General features: G+C 62.2%; 22 protein-coding genes. 14 read left to right on the forward strand and 8 right to left on the reverse strand.

From position 1 onward, the window contains the following. Positions 1–120: 120 nt before the first annotated feature. Positions 121–1,635, reverse strand: a complete 1,515-nt coding sequence (locus tag BHMPCIPO_RS09740) for an MFS transporter (protein ID WP_173516543.1) — start codon at positions 1,633–1,635, stop codon at positions 121–123. Between the two features lie 294 nt (positions 1,636–1,929). Here BHMPCIPO_RS09740 and greA point away from each other — a divergent pair, with 294 nt between their 5' ends. Both greA and BHMPCIPO_RS09750 read left to right on the forward strand, forming a co-directional pair. Next, complete coding sequence (gene greA, locus BHMPCIPO_RS09745) at positions 1,930–2,406, forward strand: transcription elongation factor GreA (RefSeq protein ID WP_077961205.1); 477 nt, start codon at positions 1,930–1,932, stop codon at positions 2,404–2,406. An 86-nt stretch (positions 2,407–2,492) separates the two neighbouring features. Continuing rightward, complete coding sequence (locus BHMPCIPO_RS09750; protein WP_173516544.1) at positions 2,493–3,551, forward strand: glycosyltransferase family 4 protein; 1,059 nt, start codon at positions 2,493–2,495, stop codon at positions 3,549–3,551. A gap of 128 nt (positions 3,552–3,679) precedes the next feature. Here the strand turns inward: BHMPCIPO_RS09750 and BHMPCIPO_RS09755 are convergent, their stop codons facing one another. Genes BHMPCIPO_RS09755 through BHMPCIPO_RS09765 form a run of 3 tightly spaced genes read right to left on the reverse strand, consistent with a single transcriptional unit; the run spans position 3,680 to position 6,011 of the window. Beyond that, entirely contained in the window at positions 3,680–4,702 is a 1,023-nt protein-coding gene (locus tag BHMPCIPO_RS09755; protein ID WP_173516545.1) for a glycosyltransferase, read from the reverse strand. A 7-nt stretch (positions 4,703–4,709) separates the two neighbouring features. Then, on the reverse strand, positions 4,710–5,531 hold the full coding sequence (locus BHMPCIPO_RS09760; RefSeq protein ID WP_173516546.1) for a glycosyltransferase family 2 protein: 822 nt from the start codon (positions 5,529–5,531) through the stop codon (positions 4,710–4,712). A 9-nt stretch (positions 5,532–5,540) separates the two neighbouring features. After that, a complete protein-coding gene (locus BHMPCIPO_RS09765) occupies positions 5,541–6,011 on the reverse strand; it encodes an Lrp/AsnC family transcriptional regulator (RefSeq protein WP_065373661.1) in 471 nt (156 codons plus the stop codon). Between the two features lie 656 nt (positions 6,012–6,667). Here BHMPCIPO_RS09765 and trxB point away from each other — a divergent pair. From trxB to BHMPCIPO_RS09790, 5 genes are all read left to right on the forward strand, one after another. After that, positions 6,668–7,642 (forward strand): thioredoxin-disulfide reductase, encoded by a 975-nt coding sequence (gene trxB, locus BHMPCIPO_RS09770; protein ID WP_173516547.1) that lies wholly within the window; start codon positions 6,668–6,670, stop codon positions 7,640–7,642. Positions 7,643–7,757: 115 nt separating this feature from the next. Beyond that, on the forward strand, positions 7,758–8,654 hold the full coding sequence (locus tag BHMPCIPO_RS09775; protein WP_173518131.1) for a LysR family transcriptional regulator VtlR: 897 nt from the start codon (positions 7,758–7,760) through the stop codon (positions 8,652–8,654). Positions 8,655–9,268: 614 nt separating this feature from the next. Next, positions 9,269–9,559: an ArsR/SmtB family transcription factor gene (locus BHMPCIPO_RS09780; RefSeq protein ID WP_173516548.1), complete on the forward strand. Its 291-nt coding sequence runs from the start codon at positions 9,269–9,271 to the stop codon at positions 9,557–9,559. Between the two features lie 55 nt (positions 9,560–9,614). Beyond that, positions 9,615–10,736 carry an alkene reductase gene (locus BHMPCIPO_RS09785; protein WP_173516549.1) on the forward strand — a complete coding sequence of 374 codons (1,122 nt, stop codon included), beginning with the start codon at positions 9,615–9,617 and terminating at the stop codon, positions 10,734–10,736. Positions 10,737–10,803: 67 nt separating this feature from the next. Next, positions 10,804–11,607 carry an aminoglycoside phosphotransferase family protein gene (locus BHMPCIPO_RS09790; protein ID WP_173516550.1) on the forward strand — a complete coding sequence of 268 codons (804 nt, stop codon included), beginning with the start codon at positions 10,804–10,806 and terminating at the stop codon, positions 11,605–11,607. A 2-nt stretch (positions 11,608–11,609) separates the two neighbouring features. Here BHMPCIPO_RS09790 and BHMPCIPO_RS09795 read toward each other — a convergent pair whose 3' ends face one another. Further along, entirely contained in the window at positions 11,610–12,179 is a 570-nt protein-coding gene (locus BHMPCIPO_RS09795; RefSeq protein ID WP_173518132.1) for a helix-turn-helix domain-containing protein, read from the reverse strand. Positions 12,180–12,216: 37 nt separating this feature from the next. On the opposite strand from BHMPCIPO_RS09795, the gene BHMPCIPO_RS09800 reads away from it, so the two are divergent. Together BHMPCIPO_RS09800 and BHMPCIPO_RS09805 are read left to right on the forward strand one after the other, a co-directional pair. Continuing rightward, positions 12,217–12,726 carry a GNAT family N-acetyltransferase gene (locus BHMPCIPO_RS09800; protein WP_173516551.1) on the forward strand — a complete coding sequence of 170 codons (510 nt, stop codon included), beginning with the start codon at positions 12,217–12,219 and terminating at the stop codon, positions 12,724–12,726. A gap of 106 nt (positions 12,727–12,832) precedes the next feature. Continuing rightward, positions 12,833–13,777, forward strand: a complete 945-nt coding sequence (locus BHMPCIPO_RS09805) for a lytic transglycosylase domain-containing protein (RefSeq protein WP_376741631.1) — start codon at positions 12,833–12,835, stop codon at positions 13,775–13,777. Here the strand turns inward: BHMPCIPO_RS09805 and BHMPCIPO_RS09810 are convergent, their stop codons facing one another. Beyond that, on the reverse strand, positions 13,778–14,794 hold the full coding sequence (locus BHMPCIPO_RS09810; RefSeq protein ID WP_173516552.1) for an SDR family NAD(P)-dependent oxidoreductase: 1,017 nt from the start codon (positions 14,792–14,794) through the stop codon (positions 13,778–13,780). A 92-nt stretch (positions 14,795–14,886) separates the two neighbouring features. On the opposite strand from BHMPCIPO_RS09810, the gene BHMPCIPO_RS09815 reads away from it, so the two are divergent. Beyond that, positions 14,887–15,816: a LysR family transcriptional regulator gene (locus BHMPCIPO_RS09815; RefSeq protein ID WP_173516553.1), complete on the forward strand. Its 930-nt coding sequence runs from the start codon at positions 14,887–14,889 to the stop codon at positions 15,814–15,816. Positions 15,817–16,020: 204 nt separating this feature from the next. Here the strand turns inward: BHMPCIPO_RS09815 and gyrA are convergent, their stop codons facing one another. Further along, positions 16,021–18,798 carry a DNA gyrase subunit A gene (gene gyrA, locus BHMPCIPO_RS09820; RefSeq protein ID WP_173516554.1) on the reverse strand — a complete coding sequence of 926 codons (2,778 nt, stop codon included), beginning with the start codon at positions 18,796–18,798 and terminating at the stop codon, positions 16,021–16,023. A 420-nt stretch (positions 18,799–19,218) separates the two neighbouring features. Here gyrA and BHMPCIPO_RS09825 point away from each other — a divergent pair, with 420 nt between their 5' ends. Further along, positions 19,219–19,848: a MarC family protein gene (locus tag BHMPCIPO_RS09825; RefSeq protein ID WP_173516555.1), complete on the forward strand. Its 630-nt coding sequence runs from the start codon at positions 19,219–19,221 to the stop codon at positions 19,846–19,848. 106 nt (positions 19,849–19,954) lie between these two features. Here the strand turns inward: BHMPCIPO_RS09825 and BHMPCIPO_RS09830 are convergent, their stop codons facing one another. Next, positions 19,955–20,503 carry a single-stranded DNA-binding protein gene (locus BHMPCIPO_RS09830; RefSeq protein WP_173516556.1) on the reverse strand — a complete coding sequence of 183 codons (549 nt, stop codon included), beginning with the start codon at positions 20,501–20,503 and terminating at the stop codon, positions 19,955–19,957. Between the two features lie 279 nt (positions 20,504–20,782). Here BHMPCIPO_RS09830 and uvrA point away from each other — a divergent pair, with 279 nt between their 5' ends. The 3 genes from uvrA to BHMPCIPO_RS09845 are packed head-to-tail and all read left to right on the forward strand — an operon-like array spanning position 20,783 to position 25,048. Beyond that, positions 20,783–23,704, forward strand: a complete 2,922-nt coding sequence (gene uvrA / locus BHMPCIPO_RS09835; protein WP_173516557.1) for an excinuclease ABC subunit UvrA — start codon at positions 20,783–20,785, stop codon at positions 23,702–23,704. 45 nt (positions 23,705–23,749) lie between these two features. Beyond that, on the forward strand, positions 23,750–24,202 hold the full coding sequence (locus BHMPCIPO_RS09840) for a GNAT family N-acetyltransferase (protein WP_173518134.1): 453 nt from the start codon (positions 23,750–23,752) through the stop codon (positions 24,200–24,202). Positions 24,203–24,244: 42 nt separating this feature from the next. Continuing rightward, a complete protein-coding gene (locus BHMPCIPO_RS09845; RefSeq protein ID WP_173516558.1) occupies positions 24,245–25,048 on the forward strand; it encodes a DUF72 domain-containing protein in 804 nt (267 codons plus the stop codon). Positions 25,049–25,350: the final 302 nt, after the last annotated feature.

Here is a 25,350-nt window from a genome sequence, read left to right on the forward strand (position 1 = left end):
AATGCGGCAAAAACAATGGGTTAGCGCGGCGACGCGAACGCATGTGAGCGCATCCCGCTCTAGAGCTCCAGGCCGGGCCGCGGGACCGAAAGATACTCTCCGGATCAAAGTGCCAAAGCGTCACTCATCTGAAAGCACGACGCTTTGGTTTCCAGAGAGCGCCCGGACCGCTGCTCCCGCCGCATTCCGCCCGGACCGCTTGGTGGCAAGCCGGACGGTCCTAAGGCCGAAGTAGAGCGATGCCGTCGAGATCATGGTCGCGACGATGAAGACGGCGAACAGTGCCCCGTGCATCGTGGCGACGCTTGCCTTCTCGTCGAAGCCCTGGAGATTCGCGGTCAATCCGCAGATTGCTGCACCGATGGCGTAACCCGCCGATTGCAGCGTCGGCAGAAATGCCGAGGTCTTGTCACGTTCCCTATGGGGCGAAACATCCATCATCAACTGGCTGAGCGTCCCCCAGGAGACTCCGAAGCCGGCGCCGATCGCGATCTGGCTTGGAAAGACCAGCCGGAACTCGTCAATGGCGACCGCGATCGTCAGGCCGACGAGTCCGAGGCTGAGTAGGGCCGGCCCCGTCTGAATGAGCTTCACACGCAGATTGTGCGAGTGCAGGCTCGCAACGAGAATTGCTGTCACGCTCCAGGAGATCGCCATCAGCGCACCGGAAAATCCGGCAGCGGTCGGGCTGAAGTTCCACACGTGCTGCAGACCATAGATGAGGTAGACGGAGCCGGACGCTTGCGCCAGTGGCATCAACAGCACGACCCAAAGGCCGGTACCGAGCGGTTTTGTGAGCGCGAAGGCGCCGGCAGGCAAGATCGAATGCGCCGCCCGCCGGTCGGTCTCGACCGCAGCCCAGAGGATCGCCAGCGCCGTCGCCAATGCGGCGACCATCAACGGAACGCTTCTGGCCGTGGTTGAAACCGATATCAGCAATATGCCGGTGCCGACGACGGTCAGCCGCAGGAGCGGGATCGGGCGTGATTTGCCGATCGATATCTCTTGGGCCGGCACGATGGCGAGGACGAGGGCGACGAAGATTGCCGCGGCCGGGACGTTGACGCCGAAGGCCGCCCGCCAGGACCAATGTTCCGTAACGAATCCGGAGACGAGCGGACCGCCGAAGGCCGCCATCGCCCAGACGATTGCTTCGGCTCCGAAGACCTTCGGCACCAGCCGCGGCGGAAAGAGCTCCGGGATCAGCGCATAGCAGACCGCGGCGATGATACCCTCGCCGAATCCCTGGAACACCCGGCCGGCGAGCACCTGCGGCATGCTGCTCGCGGTCGTCGCTATCATGGTTCCGCCGACAAATACGATGGCGGCTGCAATCAGCGTGCCGCGGGCGCCGAACCTTGCCTTCAGATTGGCCGCAACCGCCCCGCCGAGAATCGCGAAGACGAGATAGAGCGTGACCGCCCAGGAAAGCAGCGTGGCGCCGCCGATGTCCGCGACAGCCGTCGGTAGTGCCGTCGCTATGAAAAATTCATTGAACGCAAAAAGTGCGACCCCAAGGCAGAGCGTCACCGTTGCCGCCAGATAGCCTGGCCGGAGCAGTTCGCTCCAGCGCCCGTCCTCGTGCGACCCCGCGTCCAGGTCCGCCTTGATATCGTGGTCCTTGGCCAGATCCATGCCCCTTGCTTCCTCTTTGATATACTGCAGGAGCAATTCTGATACGACCTCAACCACAGTTGAGGTAAAGCGGTTTCTGCGAAACTTGCCACCGGTTTTGTTCGTCTACAAGTTGCGGGTGGTTTGTCGCCTTCGGTGGACGGTGGCGAAATATCTGGCTTTCGCGCTTCCGTTTCTGCTATAACCGGGGCTCAAAGTTTCGGACGGTTCCGGTGTTCGCGCGCCGGAGACCGTTTTCTTTTGCGTTGGCGCTGCCCGAAGGGCGGCGCCTCGTGCTTGATGAAGGACAATGAAATGGTCGAAAAAGTGCCGATGACCCAGGGTGGATTCGTCAACCTGCAGGAGGAGCTGCGCTGGCGCCAGCAGGAAGAACGACCACGAATCATCGAGGCGATTGCCGAAGCCCGTGCACATGGCGACCTGTCGGAAAATGCCGAATACCATGCCGCCAAGGAGGCGCAGAGCCACAATGAGGGCCGCATCACCGAGCTCGAAGACTTGATCGCCCGCGCGGAAGTCATTGATCTCTCGAAGATGTCCGGCTCCAAGATCAAGTTTGGCGCCAAGGTCAAGCTCGTTGACGAGGACACGGACGAAGAAAAGACCTATCAGATCGTCGGCGACCAGGAGGCCGACGTGAAGGCTGGCCGCATCTCGATCTCGTCGCCGATCGCGCGCGCCCTGATTGGCAAGGAAGTCGGCGATTCCATCGAAGTGAACGCCCCCGGCGGCTCCAAGGCCTACGAAATTCTCGCGGTCAACTGGGGCTGATCAGCCCCGGCGGGGGCGAAGCCTCCCTTCGCCCCATTCTCTCATTCCCAAAAGACGATCGTTGCTCGCGCAAGGAGTGCGCTTTCGTGGCCGATATCCGGAACGTCGAAGTCATCGCTCCCAATTTCAAGCGCCGCCTCTCGGGCGTGACGTCCACCATTATTCAGTTGATTCCGATCCAGCGCGCGCTCGGCGAAAAGATCGCCGTGCTCGGCCCGGGACTGCCGGACACCCTGCCCTCGATCCGATTCCGCGATCTCCTGCGCTTGTGGAGTGCACCGGACGGTCGGCCCTGCCGGGTCTGGCATGCGCGCCGCAACGTCGAGATGCTCCCGGCGATCGTGCTGCGCGACCTGCTCGGCATGAAGCTGAAGATCGTCTTCACGTCCGCCTCGCAACGCCGCCACACCGGCTGGAGCAAGTTCCTGATCTCCAGGATGGATGCGGTGATCGCGACGAGCGGCAACACTGCCGCCTATCTCGACGTGCCGAACACGGTGATCCTGCACGGTATCGACACGAAACGCTTCCAGCCGCCTGTGGACGCAACTGCTGCCAAGTCCGCGCTCGGCCTCGACCCCGCGCAGAAATATGTCGGCTGCTTCGGGCGGGTTCGTAAGCAGAAGGGAACGGATCTCTTCGTTGACAGCATGATCGCGCTGCTCCCTTGCCGGCCGGGCTGGAGCGCAGTCGTTGCGGGGCGCGCGACCGGCCCGCATGTGGCGTTCGAGAACGAGCTGAAGGAACGTGTGGCAAAGGCCGGCCTGACGGACCGCATCCGTTTCGTCGGCGAACACACCAACATTCCCGATTGGTATCGCGCGCTCGACCTCTTCGTCGCACCGCAACGCTGGGAAGGTTTTGGCCTGACGCCGCTCGAGGCCATGGCAACCGGGGTACCGGTTGTCGCGACCGATGTCGGCGCATTTTCGGAACTGGTCGTCGTCGGTGAGCAGGAAACCGGCACGATCATTGCCGCAAACGACCTGCAGGCGATGGTCGAGGCGACTGCCGGATTCATGGACGATGATCGCCGCCGCGCCACGGCCGGCGCCAATGGCCTGGCGCTGACCTGTGCGTCGTTCGCGATCGAAGGCGAGGCCCGTGCGATCAATGCCGTCTACGAGCGGTTGATGCGCTTCTGAGCGGCCGGCGGCCGCGTGCTGCTGCATGTCTCCTTAAATCGACCTCGATTTAAGGAGACATGCAGAAAATCAAAGTGCTACGGCGACCTTTGCGCGTCTGATTGGACGCGCGGCGCTGTAGAGCGACCTCAGCGCTTCGAGGCGAAAAGCTTCAGATAGGCGTCGGTGATCGCCTGCTTGGAGAACTGGTTCATCAGCGTCTCGTGGCCGCGTACGGCAAGGCGTTCGCCCAGCGACGTGTCGTTTGCGATCCTGTCAATCGCCTGGGCAAAGCCGTCGGCATCGCCGATATCGACCATCAAGCCGTTTTCGCCGTCGCGCATGAACCATTGTGGCCCTTCTGAACGGCTCGAAACAACAGGCGTGCCCTGGGCCCAGGCCTCGAGGATGACATTGCCGAGCGGCTCATGGCTCGATGCCATGACGAAAATGTCCGAAGCGGCGAGGAAGGGACGCGTATCCTTCTGCCAGCCCGCAAAGCGTACGCGCTTCGAGACTCCGAGATCGGCGGCCAGCTTCTCCAGGTTTCCACGTTCCTCGCCGTCGCCGACGAGCCAGAGGTAGGCGTCCGGCACCTTGGCGATCGCCTGGATCAGCGTGTGGAATCCCTTGCGTGGGACGAAGCGTCCCATCGACATGACGACGGGCGCGTTCTCCGGCGTATCAAGTGTTGCCCGGCTGACGGAGGCGACCCGCTCGGTACCGGTGAAGTTGGAGATGACCTCGACGTCGCGCGTCCAGCCGAGCTTGCGCACATGTTCGGCAATGCCCGGCGTGTTGCAGACGAGACAATCGGTATTGCGGAAATAGTCGAGACGCAGCGGATAGTCGCCGAGGCGGGAAATCTTGATGCAGCCCTTGTAGTTCGGCATGAGGCGGCTTGCGCGCGGCATCCAGGCGAAGAGCGCGTCCGGCTTCTCGCGGCGCGCCATGCTGCTGACCTTCATCGGCAGAAGGATCCGGTCGAGCGACAGGTTGCGGAAATTGCTTTCGATGATGCGGGTCGCACCTTCGATATCTTTCCGCCAGATGCGCCCGGGCCGGATGACCGAGGTCTGCTCGACGCCGCGCTCGCCAAGCGCATTGACCAGATGAACGAAGAAGCGCTCTGCGCCGCCGTCCTTGCCGAAATGAAAGTGCATGATTTTCATGGGAACCTCACGGGCTGGCCTGGCGCCGATCCATGTCGTCATGGTTCGGACGGCGTTTCAGCGCGTGCCTCTGATAGATCTTGGCTGCGGTCAGGAAGGCGTAGACGGCCCCCGTCATCGCTTCGATGAAGCCCGGAAAACCGCAGCGCCAAAGGCCGTTGCGGAAATAGAGCCGGTAGAAATAGAGCGGTGGGCTGAACAGCATCTTGTAGGGTCGCGCGGACTTGCCGGCGGCAAACTGCTGGTCTGCCTTGAGCGTCGAGTATTTGTTTTCCTTGAGGATCTGCTCGTCGATGATCAACGGCCGGTAGTGAAGCAGGCTGCCCTTGCGGGCAGCGCCGACGGCACCATCCGGCACGATACCCTCATGGACCTTCTGGTTGAGGTCGTAGCGTCCCCTGCCCTGGCGGATCAGCCTGAGGTTCCGCCTTTCGTGCACGCGCTCTGGCGTGTAGCCGTAGCCGATCAGATAGGGCCTGCGGGCAACGCGCCAGCCGACCGTCTCCGCCGGTGCCTCGAGCAGCGATGGCAGCAGCGCCTTCAGCGGCCCGTCCAGGCGCTCGTCGGAATCGATGTTGAGGCACCACGGCTGCGTGCATTGATCGAGGGCGAATTGCTTCTGACCGGCATAACCCCGCCACGGCTCGTGCAGGAAGCGGATCGGCCAGCCCTTGTCGATATAGGATTGCACGAGTGCCGGCGTGCCGTCGGTCGAGCCGGAGTCGACGATGACGATTTCCGCGCATTGATCGAGGCTCTCGATGCAATTGCCGAGATAGGCTTCTTCGTTCTGGCAGATGATGAAGGCGGAAAGCGGAAGCTTGCTCATGGGCGGGCCTTAGATCTGGACGAGGCCGATATCCTTGACCTGGCGAATGGTCAGCATCGTGCGCACCGTGTCGACCCGTTCGTTGGCCGTCAGCACTTCGATGACGAAATCCTGGAAAGTTGTCAGGTTCTCGGCGACACAATGCAGCAGGAAGTCGCTTTCGCCGGAAACTGTCCAGGCCTGGCGGACAATCTGCCATTCGGCCGTGGCGGCAGCGAAGGCCTTGAGATCGGTTTCCGACTGGCGCTTGAGGCCCACCATGCAGAAGGCGACGAGATCGAAGCCGAGGGCCGGCGCGTTCAGGAGCGCGTGATAGCCCTTGATGACGCCGGTTTCTTCGAGCTTGCGCACGCGCCTGAGGCAGGGCGGCGCAGAGATGCCGACCCGTTGGGCGAGATCGACATTGGTCATCCGGCCATCACGCTGGAGCTCGCGAAGGATCTTGAGATCGATTGCGTCGAGCTCGACTTGTTTCGTCATGAACGTTCGTCCTTTTTGCGTGGCGACTTTATGCGCGAGGGCAAAGTCGAAAACCTTGTATTTGCTGATGGTTGGGCTGGCCCGATGGCCGGCGACGCTGACTGGTCCCCTATCCCGGCGCAGCCGCGATCATCTCTGTCGAGATTTTCGGCAAGGCGCGCTCTCCAAGGGCGAGGTCGTCTCGAGTCGGTGCGTGGCCGGGCGCAGCGCCTTCGCGATGGAACCAAGCACGGCCGGCATTCAACCCCATATGCTTCTCCAGCAAAGTGAATCCGCGTGAAATATCGCCAAACCCGCTGGACAACAAGCAGTCGCGCCGACTATTCGCGGGAAAATGGCATGGCCGAGACCGGTAGGATCGCAAAAATGGGCCGCGACCGCCGCAAGCGGCACAGGCTTGGCCGGCTATGGCGATCATTCCTTCGTCGCACCGCTCGCGGCGCAAGGTCCGGCAAATCGGATCGCATGGCCGAACCTGGTGCACAAACGCGTCATCTGGTGGCAAAACTAGCCTTGGCGCTCAAGCACTTGTGTGTATCAGGGCGGACGCCCTTGAAAGTCATGGCAGGGAATACCTAAACTATGGAACTATTTCCCATTGACGCAATGGAATCGGACGAGAGCGTTTCCTCTCCCCGTGAACGAAGGACAAGACTATGACTGCCCGTCACGTGAAAGTGCTGATCGTCGGCTCCGGCCCGGCTGGTTATACCGCCGCCATCTATACGGCGCGCGCCATGCTCGAGCCGGTGCTGATCGCCGGCCTGGAACAGGGCGGCCAGTTGATGATCACCACCGACGTGGAAAACTATCCGGGTTATGCCGATCCGGTTCAGGGGCCCTGGATGATGGAGCAGATGCTGAAGCAGGCGACCCATGTCGGTGCCGAGATCGTCAACGATCTCGTGACCGACGTCGATCTGTCCGTGCGCCCGTTCCGCGTCAAGACCGACAGCGGTAGCGAGTGGACGGCGGACGCCCTGATCATCGCAACCGGCGCCAAGGCCAAGTGGCTCGGCATCGAGACCGAACACACCTTCATGGGCTTCGGTGTCTCGGCCTGCGCCACCTGCGACGGTTTCTTCTACCGCAACAAGGACGTCATCGTCGTCGGCGGCGGCAACTCGGCCGTGGAAGAGGCGCTGTATCTGTCGAATCTCGCCAAGACCGTCACCGTCGTGCACCGCCGCGATTCCTTCCGCGCCGAGAAGATCCTGCAGGAGCGCCTGTTCGCCAAGCCGAATGTCAAAGTGATCTGGGACCACGAGGTCGTCGAGTACCTGGGTACTCCGGCGAAGCCGCCGATGCCTGCCTCGGTCAACGGCGTGAAGCTGCGCAACACCAAGACCGGCGAGACCTCGGACATGGTCACCGACGGCGTTTTCGTCGCGATCGGCCACGCGCCGGCGGTCGAACTTTTCAAAGGCAAGCTTCGGCAAAAGTCCAACGGCTATCTGTGGACCGCGCCCGATTCGACGGCGACCGACGTACCCGGCGTTTTTGCCGCAGGCGACGTGACGGACGACATCTATCGTCAGGCGGTGACGGCGGCCGGCATGGGCTGCATGGCAGCGCTCGAGGCCGAGAAATACCTGGCGGGTCATATGCCCGTCGCAATTGCAGCCGAATAGAAGCTGCGAATCGGGGCGGGTGTCCTGAGGCACCTCCCCGTGTGGGAACAGACGCATCAGCCACATCCGGGAGACAGGACCCCGTCTCCCGGAGTGGTTTCATATGGGGGACTTCATGTCGCTGGACTGGGACAAACTGCGCATTTTTCACGCGGCGGCCGAGGCTGGGTCGTTCACGCATGCGGCAGACAAGCTCCATCTCTCCCAGTCGGCGATCAGCCGGCAGGTGAGTTCGCTTGAACAGGACGTTGGCATCAAGCTGTTTCACCGTCATGCGCGCGGCCTGATCCTGACCGAACAGGGCGAAATCCTCTACCGCACGGCGCACGAAGTGCTGATGAAGCTCGAAAGCGTCAAGATTCAGCTCAGCGAGACCACCGACAAGCCGAGCGGCAAGCTGCGCATCACCACGACCGTCGGTCTCGGCCAGGGCTGGCTCACGGACAAGATCCAGGAATTCATGTCGCTGCATCCGGACGTGCAGGTCCAGCTCATCCTCGACAACGAAGAGCTCGACGTGAACATGCGCCATGCGGACTGCGCCATTCGGCTGCGCCAGCCGCAGCAGTCGGACCTGATTCAGCGCAAGCTCTTCACCGTGCATATGCACGTCTACGCCGCGCCGTCCTACATCAACAAGTACGGTGAACCGCAGTCGATCAACGACCTCGACAATCACCGCATCATCACCTTCGGCGAACCGGCGCCGAACTATCTGCTCGACGTAAACTGGCTCGAGATCGCTGGCCGCGATTCCGACAATCCGCGCGTGTCGCACCTGCAAATCAACAGCCAGACCTCGATCAAGCGCGCCTGCCTGCTGGGCATCGGCATCGCCATGCTGCCGGACTATATCGTCGGCCGCGACCCCGGCCTCATCCAGCTTCCGATCAGTGCCGACATCCCGTCGTTCGATACCTATTTTTGCTATCCCGACGAGATGAAGAACGCTGCGAAGCTCAAGGTCTTCCGCGATTACATCGTCGCCAAAGCGCGGAACTGGAATTTCTGACGCCGATCTGCAAATGCTCTTTTTGTGGGCATTTCTTGGTTTCTTCCATAACTAGCTGTTTTTGCTGCGATATTTTGAACGCTTCCTCGATTTTGTGCGGCGCATTTTTGTTGTGCGATGCAATAATGTGCAGGGATGCACAGATGACATGGCTGTCATGCATATTAAATGATTGTTGCCCGCCCAAAAAAGCAGCATACCAAACTCAGCTGATGCATCTTTGGTGGCTTCTCCTCCCAGTGCCACCGCAGCAGCTGTTCCCCTCTGGAGGTTTAAATTACCTTCACAACTTATAAGGGCCCAAGTCATCTTGTGGCCCTCTTTTTTTGTCTACTGTTAGATGCGGGCGAACCGTGACGAAAATCACAGCCGACTATTGAAAGTCGGTAGTTCGCTTCCCATATCAAATTGCAGCTGATGCATTCTTGGTGGCTTCTCCTCCCCGCCACCGCATTAGCTGTTCCCCTCTGGAGGTTCTCATTACCTTCACAACTACAAGGGCCCAAGTTTCTTGAGGTCCTTTTTTTTGCCCTCGCCGATGCTCACGGCCTTGTGATTTGAATATCGTGCTTTCACGATACATCTATCGATAAAACTCGATATGGCGATATGCAATGGACCGAGACGAGATATTGAAAGCGCTTGCCCATCCAGTGCGGGTGAACATCCTCGCCTGGCTGAAAGAGCCTCAGCTCCATTTCCCGACGCAGGAGCATCCGTTCGATATCGGCGTATGCGCCGGTCAGTTCGAACGCTGCGGCCTGTCGCAGTCGACCGTTTCCTCGCACCTCGCGGTACTTCAGCGCGCCGGCCTCGTGACAACGCGCCGGGTCGGCCAGTGGATCTTCTATCGTCGTGACGAAGAGACGATTGCCGCCTTCCTCAAGAGCATCGGCGACCTCTGAACCGCAACACCTCCCAAGCAGACCTCCCAAACAGACCTCCATGAAAGGACCTCACATGGCCTCGCTTTTCGACCCCATCACCATCGGCGATATCCCGCTGAAGAACCGCATCGTCATGGCGCCGCTGACGCGCAATCGTTCTCCCGGCGCCGTACCGAACACACTGAACGTCACCTATTATGAGCAGCGTGCAACGGCCGGCTTGCTGATTACCGAGGGAACGGCAATCACACAGCAGGGTCAGGGCTATGCCGACGTGCCGGGCCTCTATACGCCGGAGGCGCTGGAAGGCTGGCGCAAGGTGACGGATGCAGTGCATGCGAAAGGTGGCCGGATCGTCGTGCAGATGTGGCATGTCGGCCGTATCTCGCACAATTCGCTGCAGCCGAACGGTCTCAAGCCGGTTGCGCCGTCCGCAATCCGCGCCAAATCCAAGACCTATCTGATCAATCCGGATGGCACCGGCTCCTTTGCCGAAACCTCCGAGCCGCACGCGCTGGAAATTGGCGAGATCGAAGGTATCGTCGAAGACTACCGCAAGGCTGCGCGCGCCGCGATCGATGCCGGCTTCGACGGCATCGAGATCCACGCGGCCAACGGCTATCTCATCGATCAGTTCCTGCGCTCCGGATCGAACCATCGGACGGATTCCTACGGCGGTTCGATCGAGAACCGGGCTCGCTTCCTGTTTGAGGTCATGGATGCGGTGACGAAGGAAATCGGCGCTGGCCGCGTCGGCATCCGTCTTTCGCCGGTAACACCGGCCAACGACGCGTTCGATCCCGAACCGCAATCGCTCTTCGGCTATGTCGTCGCGAACCTCGCCCGTTATCCCCTCGCCTATATCCACATCATCGAGGGCGCGACGGGCGGCCCGCGCGACCACCAGCAGGGCGACCGGCCGTTCGACTACGACGCGCTGCGTTCCGCCTATGTGACGGCCGGCGGCAAGGCTGCCTGGATGACGAACAATGGTTATGACAAGGCGCTGGCGGTGAAGACGGTCAGGGACGGCGAAGCCGATCTCGTCGCTTTCGGCAAATCGTTCATCGCCAATCCGGATCTCGTCGAGCGGCTGAAGCGCGACGCGCCGCTCAACACGCCGGACCAGGCAACCTTTTATGGCGGCGGCGCCAAGGGCTACACCGACTATCCGGCCCTTGAACAGGTCGCCTGACGCTCCCACATGGCCCCATGCCCCGTCGCCTCGGCGGGGCATTTGTCCATTGGGAAATCAACCTCTTATGTTTTCTTTATATTTTGAAAAATGGTCATTGCAGCCGGACGGCGAAATTATCGTCACGCCCTCCAGCCATCTTCATCCCGTCCGCTATCGCAACCGCCAGGCGATGCTGAAGGTCGCGCAGGATCCCGAAGAAAAATTCGGTCGCCTGCCGATGCTCTACTGGAACGGGCAAGGCGCCGCAAAGGTCTATGAATCCGACGGCGAAGCCGTACTGATGGAGCGCACGGATAGCCAGCGCAACCTGTTCCACATGGCAATGACGGGAAGCGATCAAGACGCGACGCGCATCATCTGCCGCACGGTTGCGGAACTGCATGCGCCGCGTTTGACGCCCGTTCCGCAGGATCTCGTCCCGCTCGACAAATGGTTCGCCTCGCTGGAAGCCGCCGCCCCTGCCCAAGGTGGTCTGTTTGCGCGTGCGCTGGAGGCGGCGAAGGGCCTGTTTGCCGATCCGGAACCGCCCGTCGTGCTTCATGGCGACGTGCACCACGCCAACATCCTCGATTTCGGCGACCGCGGCTGGCTGGCGATCGATCCAAAGCGCGTATTCGGCGACCGCGGCTACGACTATGCCAACCTGTTCTGCAATCCGGAGCTCCCTTTGGTCACCGCTCCTGGCCGGCTGCAACGGCATCTGCCGATCGTTGCCGAGGAGACGGGCCTTCAGCCGCGGCGCATCCTCAATTGGGTGCTGGCCTATTCCGGGCTTTCCGCTGCCTGGTTCCTGGAGGACGGTGACGACTTCGGCGTCGAGAGCGATCTGACGATGGCCGAGATCGCAATCGCCGAGCTCGATCGCTAAGCTCAGCCGGTCCTCAACAGGATGACGGCATAAATGCACGCCTCGCTGCCGGCGTTGCGGAAGACGCAATCCTGCGGCGGCCCGAGTTCCAGGCAGTCCCCCTCGCCAAGAACGTGGGTCTCAGGGCCCTCCACAAAGGTGAGGCTGCCTTGTTTCACCCATATCCATCGACGATGAAGCGCATAGGCGGATGCCGGGATCGGCACCTCGGCGCTGGCCGGAAGCTCGACCTCGACAAGTTCGAGCGGCAGGTCCGACATCGGTGAAACGTGGCGCCGAAGATATCCCGTTTGCGGATCGCGCCACACCGATTGATCCCGCCGTCGCGACAGCCGGCCCTGACTCATCTCCGCTCGCGCGATCAGGCTGGACATGGTCAGGCCGAACGCGCCCGCAAGCTTTGCGAGCAATGTCGCCGTCGGGCTGCTGTCGCCCCGCTCGACCTTGTGGATCATTGCGCGCGAGACACCGGAGCGCTCTGAAAGTTCGCTCAGCGACCAGCCGCGCGCTTCCCGTTCGAGACGAATTCGTTCACTGAGCCGTTGATCCAGGCCGTCTACTTTAGTATTCATGTTGTAGTCATATAGTGGACGAATGCGAGGAGCAAGCATGTTGATCAGGGCGGCCATCCAAGACGATCTGCCAGCCATCTGCGAGATCTACAACGACGCCGTCGCGAACACGACGGCGATCTGGAACGAGACCCTGGTCGATGTCGCCAATCGGGCGGGCTGGCTGAAAGCCCGTGCGGACGCAGGCTATCCGGTGCTGGTCGCCGTCTCCGACGAGGGAGATATCGTCGGCTATGCCTCGTTCGGCGATTGGCGCGCCTTCGATGGCTATCGCCACACGGTGGAGCATTCCGTCTACGTTCGCAAGGATCGTCGCGGTGGCGGCATCGGCCGCAAACTCATGGTCGCGCTGATCGCCGAAGCGGAACGGCTGGGCAAGCATGTGATGATCGCAGGCATCGAATCGGAAAACACGGCCTCGATCCGCCTTCACGCCCAACTGGGTTTTGTCGATACCGGCCGCATGCGCGAGGTCGGCACGAAATTCGGCCGCTGGCTCGATCTCACATTCATGCAACTGGTGCTTCGGACGGGCTCGCCACGCTAGGCTCCGGCATCCGCCTCGACAATGACCGCTTGTCGAGGCGATTGGAGATGCTATGAACGCATAAGGCGTGTTTCTGGAACGCAGCAACGTGAGTCTTCGGCGGACAGTGAGATCGGTCGCTTGGTCACGGGTCGCGAGAGCGGCGCTGGCGCTGCTTGTCAGCGCACCCGTTTTCGTCGCGGGATCGGCGGCTGCTCGTATCGACGACCTCGCCCCTGGCCCGAAATGCGTCTATTCGGGGCGGTCGGCCAAAGACCCCGCGCAGGCACTCTGCATCAGCAAGGAGAATTTCGCCCGCGACGTCTGCGGCGTGATCGATCATTACGCGACGGCGAACGACCTGCCTTCCGCCTTCTTCGCCCGCCTGATCTGGCGCGAAAGCCTGTTCCGGCCGAATGCGGTCAGCCCCAAGGGCGCCGAAGGGATCGCGCAGTTCATGCCGGGAACGGCGAAGCTGCGGGGACTCAACAACAGCTTCGATGCCGTCGAGGCACTGGGAAAATCGGCGGAATATCTGAACGAGCTCAAGTCGCGTTACGGCAATCTCGGCTTTGCCGCCGCTGCCTACAATGCCGGAGAAAACGGGCTGGAGCGGTTCCTCGAGGTCGATTGGCTGCCGGCCGAAACCCGCAACTACGTGCTCGCGATCACCGCCTACAGCGTCGAGGACTGGCGCGACAATCCTCCAAAAATCCTCGATCTGACGCTCGACAAGAACAAGACCTTCCTGGATGGCTGCGTGGCGCTGGCCAGTACCCGCAACCTTCGCGATATCGAGGTGATCGACGAAGCCGAATGGGCGCCCTGGGGCGTACAGCTCGCCGCGCACTTCCAAAAATCGGTAGCGCAGCGACTGTTCGTGAACGCGGTCAAGCGCCTGCCGGAATCGATCCGAAGCGAGAAGCCTTTGTTGCTTAGGGAGCGCAATGCCAGCTTTGGCCTCAGGATTCGCTACGCCGCGCGCATCGGCCGCGAGACCCAAGCGGAAGCGAACAAGCTCTGCACCACCATCCGCAAGAGCGGCGGCGCCTGCCTCGTCTTCAAGAACTGATCACGCGGCAACGCGATCGCCGGCGTTCGGGCGCGCGGCTGCCTCTACCGGCAGGCAGCCGAGTCCCCTGAGCGTCGTCGCTACCGCCTCGTCGATCGGCGTGTGCGGCTCTTCACCGAGAACGGCAAGCAGCCGATCGTTCGGCATCCTCAGCGGTTCGCGCCAAACGTAGCGCATCTTGCGCAATTCCCTGAAGAGCGGGACGAAGGGCGAGGCAAGGCCGATCAGCAACCAGGGGAACGCCCGCACCGGTAGCTCCGGCTTACCGACCGCACGGCGGATCGCCGCCACCATCTCTGTGCCGTTGCGGTCGAGGAAGCCGCGCATGTGATAGACGGCAAAGCGCGGCAGGTTCTCGGCACGCTCGACGAGACGGATCATGGTTTCCGCCACGTCGGGCAGATAGGCCCACTGGTGCGAAGTGCCTTCGCGGCCGGGATAGGAAATCGCCGTCAGCGGTTTTCCGGCTTTTACCAGTCCTTGCGAGAACCAGTTGTTCGCGGCTCCCGGGCCGAAGAAGTCGCCTGCCCTGACGATGATGACACCGACGCCTGCGTCGGACGCATTCTTCAGCCGACGCTCCATTTCTTTGCGGATCATGCCCTTGTCCGTATCCGGGTTCTGCGGCGCGTCCTCCGTCAGAACGGGAAAGGCATCGCGGCCGAAATTGTAGATCGTTCCCGGCAGCAGGATGCGCGCCCCTGTGGCCTTGGCCGCAGCGATGATGCTGTCGAGCATCGGCAGCACCAGGGTGCCCCAATTGCGGTAGCCGGGCGGATTGACGGCGTGCACGATCAGATCGACGCCTTCGGCCGCGGCGCGGACATCCCGCGTGCTCATGGCATCGCCCTGCCGCCAGTCGAGTGCCGGCTCCGCCCGCGCCGCCTTCTCGGCGTTTCGGTTCAAGGCGCGCACCTGCCAGCCGCGGCTGTCAAGCCCGCGCGCGACGGCGCTGCCAATACCGCCCGTCGCCCCGAGCACCAGTGCGATCCTTGTTCTTTCCTGCGTCCCGATCATGTCACGCTCCATCCATTTCGATGAACAGAGGATCACGCATCATGGAGCTAAACGGAATTGCCGAACATCTTTGAGCGGATATACTGAAATGTATGAGCAAACTGGATTTGAGCTGGGATTTCTACAGAAGCTTTCTCGCGGTGTTGCGGGAGGGATCGCTGTCCGCGGCCGCCCGCGAGCTCGGCCTGACGCAGCCGACCATCGGCCGGCACATAGATGCGATGGAAGCATCCCTTGGTTATCCGCTCTTCGTGCGGTCTCCGCACGGCCTGCTGCCGACCGAAGCCGCGCTGGCGCTCAGGCCCTATGCCGAGACGCTTTCCGCGACATCGGCGGCGCTCCTGCGGGCCGCGTCCAGCCAGCGTGATGCCGTCAGCGGTACGGTGCGCATCAGTGCCAGCGAGGTCATCGGCATCGAGGTCCTGCCGCCGATCCTGGCGCAACTGCACGAGGACTATCCGGAACTGACGATCGAACTCTCCGCCTCCGATGCGGTCGAAGATCTGTTGCGCCAGGAGGCGGATATCGCGGTGCGCATGGTCGCGCCGGCGCAGGATGCCTTGATCGCCCGCCACCTCGGCGTCGTCCCCATCAGCTTTCACGCCCACCGCCGTTACATCGCGCGGCGCGGTATGCCTCAGGCACTGACCGATCTCGCCGATCACAGCCTGATCGGCTACGACCGGGAAACCGCGGCAATCCGGGCGATCATCGCGCGCTCGCCCGAACTGCCGCCGGCAGGCTTTGCGCTGAAGGCTGACAGCAACCTTGCCCAATTGGCCGCGATCCGCGCCGGCTTCGGCATCGGCATCTGCCAGAACGGCCTGGCGGCGCGCGACCCCAATCTTCTCCCGGTGCTGCCGGGCCTCTTCGAGATGAAACTCGATACTTGGCTGGTAATGCACGAGAACCTGAAGTCGGCGCCGCGCTGCCGCGTCACGTTCGACGCACTGGCCAAGGGGCTGCGCGACTACATTCGCGGAGCGGCACCTGCGGCAGAGGACGGCGATGCTTCCGCCTAGCGCAGTGGTTGCCCGCCTGACGATGGAGACATCGCCTCCATCCGCGTCCACCGTGTCGAGCACGAGCGCGGATCGCGCCCAACAGACCCCGCTTCCTTCAGCAAGTTTGCGATCGTCGCGAAGGGCAGCTTCAAATCAGACAAGAGAAGAGCCCGCCAAGATGACGGGCTCTCAAATTTCTTGGGTTAGTCGATCGCGTGGCGGTTAGCCCTCGGATTCGGCTGGCGTTTCCGGCACGCCGTTGTCGACCGCTGCCTCCTCGCCTTCGTCTTCGCCGTCTGGCTCGCTGATGCGCTCGACCGAAACGACCTTCTCGTCCTTGGCGGTCGAGAAGATGGTGACGCCCTTGGTCGCGCGGCTCGCAAGCCGGACGCCATTGATCGGAACGCGGATCAACTGGCCGCCATCGGAGACGAGCATGATCTGGTCGTTGTCTTCGATCGGGAAGGCTGCAACCAGTTCGCCGATTTCCGCGGTCCGCGACGTATCGGTGGCACGGATGCCCTTGCCGCCACGACCGGAGGTGCGGAAGTCGTAGGATGACGAGCGCTTGCCGAAGCCCTTGGCCGAGACCGTCAGCACGAACTGTTCGCGTGCCTTGAGCTCCTCGTAGCGTTCGTTCGAAAGCTCGCCGCCATCGGTGACATCCTCGCCGACCAGCGCGATTTCTTCCTCGTCGCCGTTCGTCGCGCGCCGTTCTGCCGCCGCACGCTTCAGATAGGCAGCGCGCTCCCACGGTTCGGCGTCGACATGGCCAAGGATCGCCATCGAGATGATGCGGTCGCCGTCGCCGAGGTTGATGCCACGAACGCCGATCGAGTTGCGGCCGGCAAAGACGCGCACGTCGTCGACCGGGAAGCGGATGCACTGGCCGAGCGCCGTCGTCAGCATGACGTCGTCATGCTCCGTGCACGTGTCGACGGACAGGATCTCGTCGCCCTCTTCCTCGAGCTTCATCGCGATCTTACCGTTGCGGTTGACCTGGACGAAGTCCGACAGCTTGTTGCGGCGAACCGTGCCTCGGGTCGTCGAGAACATGACGTCGAGGTTTTCCCAGGTCGCCTCGTCCTCCGGCAACGGCATGATGGTGGTGATGCGTTCGCCGGGCTCCAGCGGCAGCATGTTGATCAGCGCCTTGCCGCGTGACTGCGGCGTGCCGATCGGCAGGCGCCAGACCTTCTCCTTGTAGACGATGCCACGCGAGGAGAAGAACAGAACCGGCGTGTGGGTATTGGCAACGAATAGCCGGGTAACAAAATCCTCGTCCCTGGTCGCCATGCCCGAACGGCCCTTGCCGCCGCGACGCTGCGCCCGGTAGGTCGTCAACGGCACGCGCTTGATGTAGCCGAGATGCGAGACGGTCACGACCATGTCTTCACGGGCAATGAGGTCCTCATCGTCCATGTCCGGGCCGCCTTCCATGATCTCGGTGCGGCGCGGTGTGCCGAACTCGTCGCGGATGGCGATGAGCTCTTCCTTGACGATCGACATGATGCGCAGGCGCGACGACAGGATGTCGAGGTAATCCTTGATTTCCTCGCCGATCTTGTTGAGTTCGTCGCCGATTTCATCGCGGCCGAGCGCGGTCAGGCGCTGCAGGCGCAGGTCGAGGATGGCGCGGGCCTGCTCTTCCGAGAGGTTGTAGGTGCCGTCCTCGTTGATGCGGTGACGCGGGTCGTCGATCAGGCGAATGAGGCTCTCGACGTCATGGGCCGGCCAGCGACGCTCCATCAGTTGCTCGCGCGCTGTCTGCGGGTCTGGCGCATGGCGGATGAGCTTGATGATTTCGTCGATATTGGCGACCGCGATGGCGAGACCGACGAGCACATGGGCCCGGTCGCGCGCCTTGCGCAGCAGGTATTTCGTGCGCCGGCTAACGACTTCTTCGCGGAACGAAACGAAGGCCCTGAGCATGTCGAGCAGCGTCATGTGCTCGGGCTTGCCGCCGTTCAGCGCCACCATGTTGCAGCCAAACGAGGTCTGCAGCGGCGTATAGCGGTAGAGCTGGTTCAGGATGACGTCGGCATTGGCGTCGCGCTTCAGTTCGATGACGACGCGATAGCCCTGACGGTCGGATTCGTCGCGCAGATCCGAGATGCCCTCGATGCGCTTCTCGCGCACCAGTTCGGCCATCTTCTCGATCATCGTCGCCTTGTTCACCTGGAACGGGATCTCGGTGATGATGATCTGCTCGCGGTCGCCGCGCATCGGCTCGATATGGGCGCGGCCGCGCATGATGACCGAGCCGCGACCGGTCTCGTAGGCCGAGCGGATGCCGGAGCGGCCGAGGATCAGCGCGCCGGTCGGGAAGTCCGGCCCAGGGATGATTTCCATCAGTTCCGGCAATTCGATCGCCGGATTGTCGATCAGCGCGGCGCAACCGTCGATGACTTCGACGAGATTGTGCGGCGGGATGTTCGTCGCCATGCCGACGGCGATGCCGCCGGCGCCGTTGACGAGCAGGTTCGGGAACTTCGCGGGAACGACGGACGGCTCCTGCAGGGTGCCGTCATAGTTGTCGCGGAAGTCGACCGTTTCCTTGTCGAGGTCGTCGAGCAGGGAATGCGCTGCCTTCTGCAGGCGGCATTCGGTGTAGCGTTCCGCTGCCGGCGGGTCGCCGTCGACGGAACCGAAGTTGCCCTGGCCATCGATCAGCGGCAGGCGCAGAGACCAATCCTGCGCCATGCGTGCAAGCGCGTCGTAGATCGCGGCGTTGCCGTGCGGGTGATACTTACCCATCACGTCCCCGGTGACGCGGGCGCATTTGACGTATTTCTTGTTCCAGTCGATGCCGAGCTCGCTCATCCCGTAGAGGATGCGGCGGTGCACGGGTTTCAGACCGTCACGCACGTCGGGAAGCGCGCGGCTGACGATGACGCTCATCGCGTAATCGAGATAGGACCGCTGCATTTCCTCGATGATGGAAATCGGCTCGATGCCTGGCGGAGTTTTTCCGCCGCCGGGAGTGCTTTGCTCAGTCAATGGTGATCACGATCTTTGTTCAGAATCAGTCGGATATTTATAGCGGATTGCCACCGGAATCGCCAATTTGCGGCCCACGGCACCACTCGTCCGCCCAAGTGTGAAGATTTCACTGTAACGTTTTGATTCACTGCATGATTCGCTCGGTGATCCAGATCAGGAGCCGGCGAGCCATGCGGCAGTTGTGAACAGTCTTTTGCCGCCGGAGGAGGCTTTTCTAGGGCATTGCGCGGCAAATCGGAAGACCCCCGCCGCCAATCGCCGCGGCGCCGCGCATTTGCGGGCCGCTCGCCGCAAGGAATTGCTCATTAAGTCATTGCTGAGACTTTGTTTGCCGCCCTCTTTCCAAGCGCTCGCGGCTTGCCTAACAATGCCCCATGCCACCGGGAAAACCCGGGGCGAATCCGGAAGGGGAAACGGATGTTCAATATCGACCTCCTGGTCAATGCGCTCACCACGCTTCTCGTCACCCTCGATCCGCCCGGCCTCGCGCCAATCTTCCTGAGCCTGACGGTCGGCCTCAGCCGGCAGGAGCGCTTTCAGGTGGCCACGCGCGGCTCGCTGATCGCCTTCTTCATTCTCGCCGCCTTCGCGCTCTTCGGTAATGGCATTCTCGGTCTGCTCGGCATCTCGATCGGCGCCTTCCGCATCGCCGGCGGCCTGCTGCTCTTCTGGATCTCCTTCGAGATGATTTTCGAGAAGCGGCAGGAACGCAAGGAAAAGACCGGCGAGAACGCAACCGCCAAGGACCACATCCACAACATCGCGGTCTTCCCGCTCGCCCTGCCCTTGATTGCCGGGCCAGGCGCGATCTCGGCGACGATCCTGCTTGCCGGCTCGTTTCCGACGGCCGTGGAGCGCACGCAGCTCATCATCGTCATCGCGCTGTCGATCTTGAGCCTCTTCCTGGCGCTCGTGATCGCCGAGCGCATCGACCGGTTTCTCGGCGTCACCGGCCGGGCCATCCTGACCCGCCTGCTCGGCGTCATCCTGGCGGCTCTTGCCGTCCAGTTCGTCGTCGACGGTGTCAAATCCGCCATGGCCCTCTAGGCCGACGATCTGAAGTCATCGCGAGACGACGGTGGTTTCCGTACAAACAGAAACGCCGTGCCCAAACGGACACGGCGTTTGAAACAGTGCGGGTTGGCTACAACGATCAGAACGGAATATCGTCGTCCATATCGCGCGAGAAGCCGCCGCCCTGGCCCTGGCCACCCTGGCCGCCGGAGCGTCCGCCGCCGGACGACTGGCGCGGCTGATCGTAATCGTCGTAACCGCCGCCGCCACCGCCGTAGCTGCTGCCGCCGAAGTCGCCGCCGCCACCACGGCTGACGCCGGAGCCGCCGCCCTCGCCGCGGCCGTCAAGCATCGTCAGCGTCGAGTTGAAGCCCTGCAGCACGACTTCCGTGGAATAGCGGTCGTTGCCGTTCTGGTCTTGCCACTTGCGGGTCTGCAGCGCGCCTTCGATGTAGAGCTTGGCGCCCTTCTTCACATATTGCTCGACGACCTTGCAGAGGCCCTCGTTGAAGACCACGACGGTGTGCCATTCGGTCTTCTCACGACGCTCGCCGCTGTTGCGGTCGCGCCAGGATTCCGAGGTTGCGATGCGCAGGTTGGCGATCGGCCGGCCGTCCTGCGTGCGCCGGATTTCCGGGTCTGCCCCGACATTTCCGATCAAGATCACCTTGTTGACGCTTCCAGCCATGTTGCTTTTCCCGTGGTTTCACCGGACCTTAGGCCCGGCTTGGAATTTCAAGAGCGCGCATCTTAGCGGCCAGATGCCGCCGATACGCCCCGCCTCGCACATAATCCACAACAGTTTTGGTCGTTTTATGGGCGATTTGTTCTTTCTTTGTTCTAGTATTTGGCTATGATCCTGTCAACCGACTCGAATTGGCCGCCTCTTTTGCCGATTGCGCCTCGACATGGGCGTTAGCGTCATTACATAGGGGGCTTTCAACCGACATGCAAAAGCTGGCTTCCGATGAGTGAACTCAAGACCATCTCCATTCGTGGTGCGCGTGAGCACAATCTGAAAGGCATCGACCTCGATCTGCCGCGCAACAAGCTGATCGTGATGACCGGCCTATCCGGCTCTGGCAAGTCCTCGCTCGCCTTCGATACGATCTATGCCGAGGGGCAGCGTCGCTATGTCGAGAGCCTGTCGGCCTATGCGCGCCAGTTCCTCGAGATGATGCAGAAGCCGGATGTCGACCAGATCGACGGCCTGTCGCCGGCGATTTCTATCGAGCAGAAGACGACCTCGCGCAACCCGCGTTCGACGGTCGGCACGGTCACGGAAATCTACGACTATATGCGCCTGCTCTTCGCGCGCGTCGGCGTGCCCTATTCGCCGGCGACGGGCCTGCCGATCGAGAGCCAGACGGTCAGCCAGATGGTCGATCGGGTGCTGGAGTTCGGCGAAGGCACGCGTCTTTATATCCTCGCGCCGCTCGTTCGCGGCCGCAAGGGCGAGTACAAGAAGGAACTCGCCGAGCTGATGAAGAAGGGCTTTCAGCGCGTCAAGGTCGACGGCACCTTCTACGAGATCGCCGAAGTTCCGGCGCTCGACAAGAAGTACAAGCACGACATCGACGTCGTGGTCGACCGCGTCGTCGTGCGGCCGGATCTCGCTTCGCGCCTCGCCGACAGCCTCGAGACCTGCCTGACGCTGGCCGACGGGCTTGCGATTGCCGAATTCGCCGACAAGCCGCTGCCGCCGGAAGAAACGGCTGCAGGCGGCTCGGCCAACAAGTCGCTGAACGAGACCCACGAGCGCGTGTTGTTTTCGGAAAAATTCGCCTGCCCGGTCTCCGGTTTCACGATCTCCGAGATCGAGCCGCGCCTGTTCTCGTTCAACAATCCTTTCGGCGCCTGCCCGACCTGTGACGGTCTCGGCAGCCAGCAGAAGATCGACGTGGCGCTGATCGTTCCGGAGGAGCACAGGACCTTGCGCGACGGCGCGATCGCGCCCTGGGCCAAGTCGTCCTCGCCCTACTACAACCAGACGCTGGAGGCGCTCGGCAAGGCCTTCGGCTTCAAGCTCGGTAACCGTTGGAACGAATTGTCTTCGGCCGCGCAGAATGCGATCCTGCACGGAACGGAAGAGAAGATCGTCTTCCACTATGAGGACGGCGCCCGCTCCTACAACACCACCAAGAATTTCGAAGGCATCGTGCCCAATCTCGAGCGCCGCTGGAAGGAAACCGATAGCGCCTGGGCGCGCGAAGAGATCGAACGTTACATGTCGGCCGCCCCCTGCCCGGCCTGCGCCGGTTTCCGCCTGAAGCCCGAGGCGCTGGCGGTCAAGATCGACAAGCTGCACATCGGTCAGGTCACCGAGATGTCGATCCGCGTTGCGCGCGACTGGTTCGAGGCGCTGCCGGCGCATCTCAATACCAAGCAGAACGAAATCGCCGTCCGCATCCTCAAGGAGATCCGCGACCGTCTGCGCTTCCTCAACGACGTCGGCCTCGAATATCTCAGCCTGTCGCGCAACTCCGGCACCCTCTCGGGCGGTGAAAGCCAGCGTATCCGGCTTGCCTCGCAGATCGGCTCGGGCCTCACGGGCGTGCTCTACGTGCTCGACGAACCGTCGATCGGGCTGCACCAGCGCGACAACGCCCGCCTGCTCGAAACGCTCCGGCATCTGCGCGATATCGGCAATACCGTGATCGTCGTCGAGCACGACGAGGACGCGATCCTGACGGCCGATTATGTCGTCGACATCGGCCCGGCCGCGGGCATCCATGGCGGCGAGGTCATCGCGCAAGGGTCTCCGTCGGACATCATGGCCAATCCGAAATCGCTGACCGGCAAGTATCTTTCCGGCGAGCTTTCGGTCGCGGTTCCCTCGGAACGTCGTAAGCCGAAGAAGAAGAAGGAAATCACCGTCGTCGGCGCCCGCGCCAACAACCTGAAGAACGTCACCGCCTCGATCCCGCTCGGTGTCTTCACCGCCGTGACCGGTGTGTCCGGCGGCGGCAAGTCGACCTTCCTGATCGAAACGCTCTACAAGGCCGCTGCCCGCCGTATCATGGGCGCGCGCGAGAACCCGGCGGAGCACGACCGCATCGATGGCTTCGAGCATATCGACAAGGTGATCGACATCGACCAGTCGCCGATCGGCCGCACGCCGCGCTCCAACCCGGCGACCTATACCGGCGCCTTCACGCCGATCCGCGACTGGTTTGCCGGTCTGCCGGAGGCCAAGGCACGCGGCTACCAGCCGGGCCGCTTCTCGTTCAACGTCAAGGGTGGCCGCTGCGAGGCCTGTCAGGGCGACGGCGTCATCAAGATCGAAATGCACTTCCTTCCGGACGTCTACGTCACCTGCGACGTCTGCCACGGCAAGCGTTACAACCGCGAAACGCTCGACGTGCACTTCAAGGGCAAGTCCATTGCCGACGTGCTCGACATGACGGTCGAGGAAGGCGTGGAGTTCTTTGCCGCCGTCCCCGCCGTGCGCGACAAGCTGGTGACGCTGAACCAGGTGGGCCTCGGCTACATCAAGGTCGGGCAGCAGGCAAACACGCTTTCAGGCGGTGAAGCCCAGCGCGTCAAGCTGGCGAAGGAACTGTCGAAGCGCTCCACCGGCCGTACGCTCTACATTCTCGACGAGCCGACAACCGGCTTGCATTTCCATGACGTAGCCAAGCTTCTTGAAGTTCTGCATGAACTTGTGAACCAGGGCAATTCCGTCGTCGTCATCGAGCACAATCTCGAGGTCATCAAGACCGCCGACTGGATCATCGACTTCGGTCCCGAAGGTGGCGATGGCGGCGGCGAGGTCATCGCCAAGGGTACGCCTGAGGAGGTGGTCAAGGAGAAGCGCTCCTATACCGGCCAGTTCCTCAAGGAGCTTCTCGAGCGCCGGCCGATGAAGAAGGTCGAGGCGGCGGAGTGATCGCCTCGACGCCGATCGACAACCGCAAGGAGTGATCGCGGCATGATGCGGCCTGCTCGTCTGGAGGATCTGGCTGCTGTGCAAAGCCTGACCGAGGCGGCCTACGAGCCCTACCGGGCGCTTCTTGGCGGGCCGCCGCTCCCGGTCACCGAGGACTACGGCCCACGCATTGTCAGCGGCGAGGTTTGGCTTCGGGAGCGAGATGATGTTGTCGTGGCGCTTGCCGTCTTCGAGCGGCACGCCGATCACCTGCTGATCTTCAGCATTGCCGTCGCGCCTGGCTGTCAGGGCCAGGGGCTCGGTATCGAACTCCTGCAATTCCTGGATGGCAAGGCCGCCGAGTGGAACTTGCCGGAGGTGCGGCTCTATACCAATTCACGCATGGAGCGAAACATCGCGCTCTATCGCGCCTATGGATTTCAAGAAACGGGTCGCAGACCCAATCCCTATCGTCCAGGGTGGACGCTCGTGGACATGACGAAATCGATCAAAGACTGAAAAGCACGCGGTCAAGCGATGACCGTTGTCGAGGAGGATGGCATGGCAAAATCCGGAAAGATCCGCGTTGGTATCGGCGGCTGGACCTTCGAGCCCTGGGAGGGCACCTTCTATCCGAGCGGGCTCGCGAAGAAGCGCCAGCTCGAATACGCAAGCAAACAGCTTCGCGCGATCGAGGTGAACGGCACCTATTACTCCTCGCAAAAGCCCGAGACCTTCGCCAAGTGGGCCTCCGAAGTGCCCGAGGATTTCATCTTTTCGTTGAAGGCGAGCCGTTTCGTCACCAACCGCAAGGTTCTCTCGGAAGCCGGTGAATCCATGGAGCGATTCCTGACGCAAGGCTTGACCGAACTCGGCCCCCATCTCGGGCCGATCCTCTGGCAGTTCGCGCCGACAAAGAAGTTCGAACCCGACGACTTCGAGGGTTTTCTGAAACTTCTGCCCGAGAAGCAGGACGGGCTTGCGCTGCGCCACGTGGTCGAGGTCCGCAATCCCACCTTCCAGGTTCCGGAATTCGTGGCCCTGCTGGAGAAATACGGCGTTGCCGTGGTGCTCGCCGAACACGCGGATTATCCGATGATCGCCGACGTTACCGCCGATTTCGTCTATCTCCGCCTGCAGAAGGGCAGCGACGACATCGAGACCTGCTATGCGGCCGACAAGCTCGACCTCTGGGCCGAGCGCGCCAAGGCCTTCGCAAGCGGCGACGAGCCGAGCGGGCTCGACAAGAGCGCTCCGGAGCGCAAGGTCGCGAAGGAGCCGCGCGACGTGTTCGCCTACTTCATCACCGAGGGCAAGGTGAATGCGCCGAACGGTGCCCGTGAGTTGCAGAAACGCGTCGATTGAGGTCCAAGGCGGGATCAGTGCACGTGCCTGATCCCGCTCACCCGTCGCCAACCTACCAGTCCTTGTGCCCGGGCCGGCGTCATCGGCGCGCAGCGAGGCCGGAACAGCCGCTCCAAGCGGTGTCGGCGTTGCGCCGCGGGAGCCAAAAAGCCCAACGGCCTCAAGGCGCAAGACGCGAATCACCACGTTCACCCCACATCGCTTCCGCAAGTGCAACCGAGGGTACCGTTGGGGATGGTATTTATGCAGTTTTTTACCCGTCAATTTTTTGATTTCGCGCTCGCCGTTGCGGCAGTCTCGCA

Source organism: Ensifer sesbaniae (assembly GCF_013283665.1).
Classification (GTDB): domain Bacteria; phylum Pseudomonadota; class Alphaproteobacteria; order Rhizobiales; family Rhizobiaceae; genus Ensifer; species Ensifer sesbaniae.

Coding starts and splice junctions, on each gene's coding strand:
- BHMPCIPO_RS09740 (WP_173516543.1), bottom strand. CDS start 1,635: ATGGATCTGGCCAAGGACCACGATATCAAGGCGGACCTGGACGCGGGG.
- greA (WP_077961205.1), top strand. CDS start 1,930: ATGGTCGAAAAAGTGCCGATGACCCAGGGTGGATTCGTCAACCTGCAG.
- BHMPCIPO_RS09755 (WP_173516545.1), bottom strand. CDS start 4,702: ATGAAAATCATGCACTTTCATTTCGGCAAGGACGGCGGCGCAGAGCGC.
- BHMPCIPO_RS09760 (WP_173516546.1), bottom strand. CDS start 5,531: ATGAGCAAGCTTCCGCTTTCCGCCTTCATCATCTGCCAGAACGAAGAA.
- BHMPCIPO_RS09765 (WP_065373661.1), bottom strand. CDS start 6,011: ATGACGAAACAAGTCGAGCTCGACGCAATCGATCTCAAGATCCTTCGC.
- trxB (WP_173516547.1), top strand. CDS start 6,668: ATGACTGCCCGTCACGTGAAAGTGCTGATCGTCGGCTCCGGCCCGGCT.
- BHMPCIPO_RS09775 (WP_173518131.1), top strand. CDS start 7,758: ATGTCGCTGGACTGGGACAAACTGCGCATTTTTCACGCGGCGGCCGAG.
- BHMPCIPO_RS09780 (WP_173516548.1), top strand. CDS start 9,269: ATGGACCGAGACGAGATATTGAAAGCGCTTGCCCATCCAGTGCGGGTG.
- BHMPCIPO_RS09785 (WP_173516549.1), top strand. CDS start 9,615: ATGGCCTCGCTTTTCGACCCCATCACCATCGGCGATATCCCGCTGAAG.
- BHMPCIPO_RS09790 (WP_173516550.1), top strand. CDS start 10,804: ATGTTTTCTTTATATTTTGAAAAATGGTCATTGCAGCCGGACGGCGAA.
- BHMPCIPO_RS09795 (WP_173518132.1), bottom strand. CDS start 12,179: ATGAATACTAAAGTAGACGGCCTGGATCAACGGCTCAGTGAACGAATT.
- BHMPCIPO_RS09800 (WP_173516551.1), top strand. CDS start 12,217: ATGTTGATCAGGGCGGCCATCCAAGACGATCTGCCAGCCATCTGCGAG.
- BHMPCIPO_RS09810 (WP_173516552.1), bottom strand. CDS start 14,794: ATGATCGGGACGCAGGAAAGAACAAGGATCGCACTGGTGCTCGGGGCG.
- BHMPCIPO_RS09815 (WP_173516553.1), top strand. CDS start 14,887: ATGAGCAAACTGGATTTGAGCTGGGATTTCTACAGAAGCTTTCTCGCG.
- BHMPCIPO_RS09825 (WP_173516555.1), top strand. CDS start 19,219: ATGTTCAATATCGACCTCCTGGTCAATGCGCTCACCACGCTTCTCGTC.
- BHMPCIPO_RS09830 (WP_173516556.1), bottom strand. CDS start 20,503: ATGGCTGGAAGCGTCAACAAGGTGATCTTGATCGGAAATGTCGGGGCA.
- uvrA (WP_173516557.1), top strand. CDS start 20,783: ATGAGTGAACTCAAGACCATCTCCATTCGTGGTGCGCGTGAGCACAAT.
- BHMPCIPO_RS09840 (WP_173518134.1), top strand. CDS start 23,750: ATGCGGCCTGCTCGTCTGGAGGATCTGGCTGCTGTGCAAAGCCTGACC.
- BHMPCIPO_RS09845 (WP_173516558.1), top strand. CDS start 24,245: ATGGCAAAATCCGGAAAGATCCGCGTTGGTATCGGCGGCTGGACCTTC.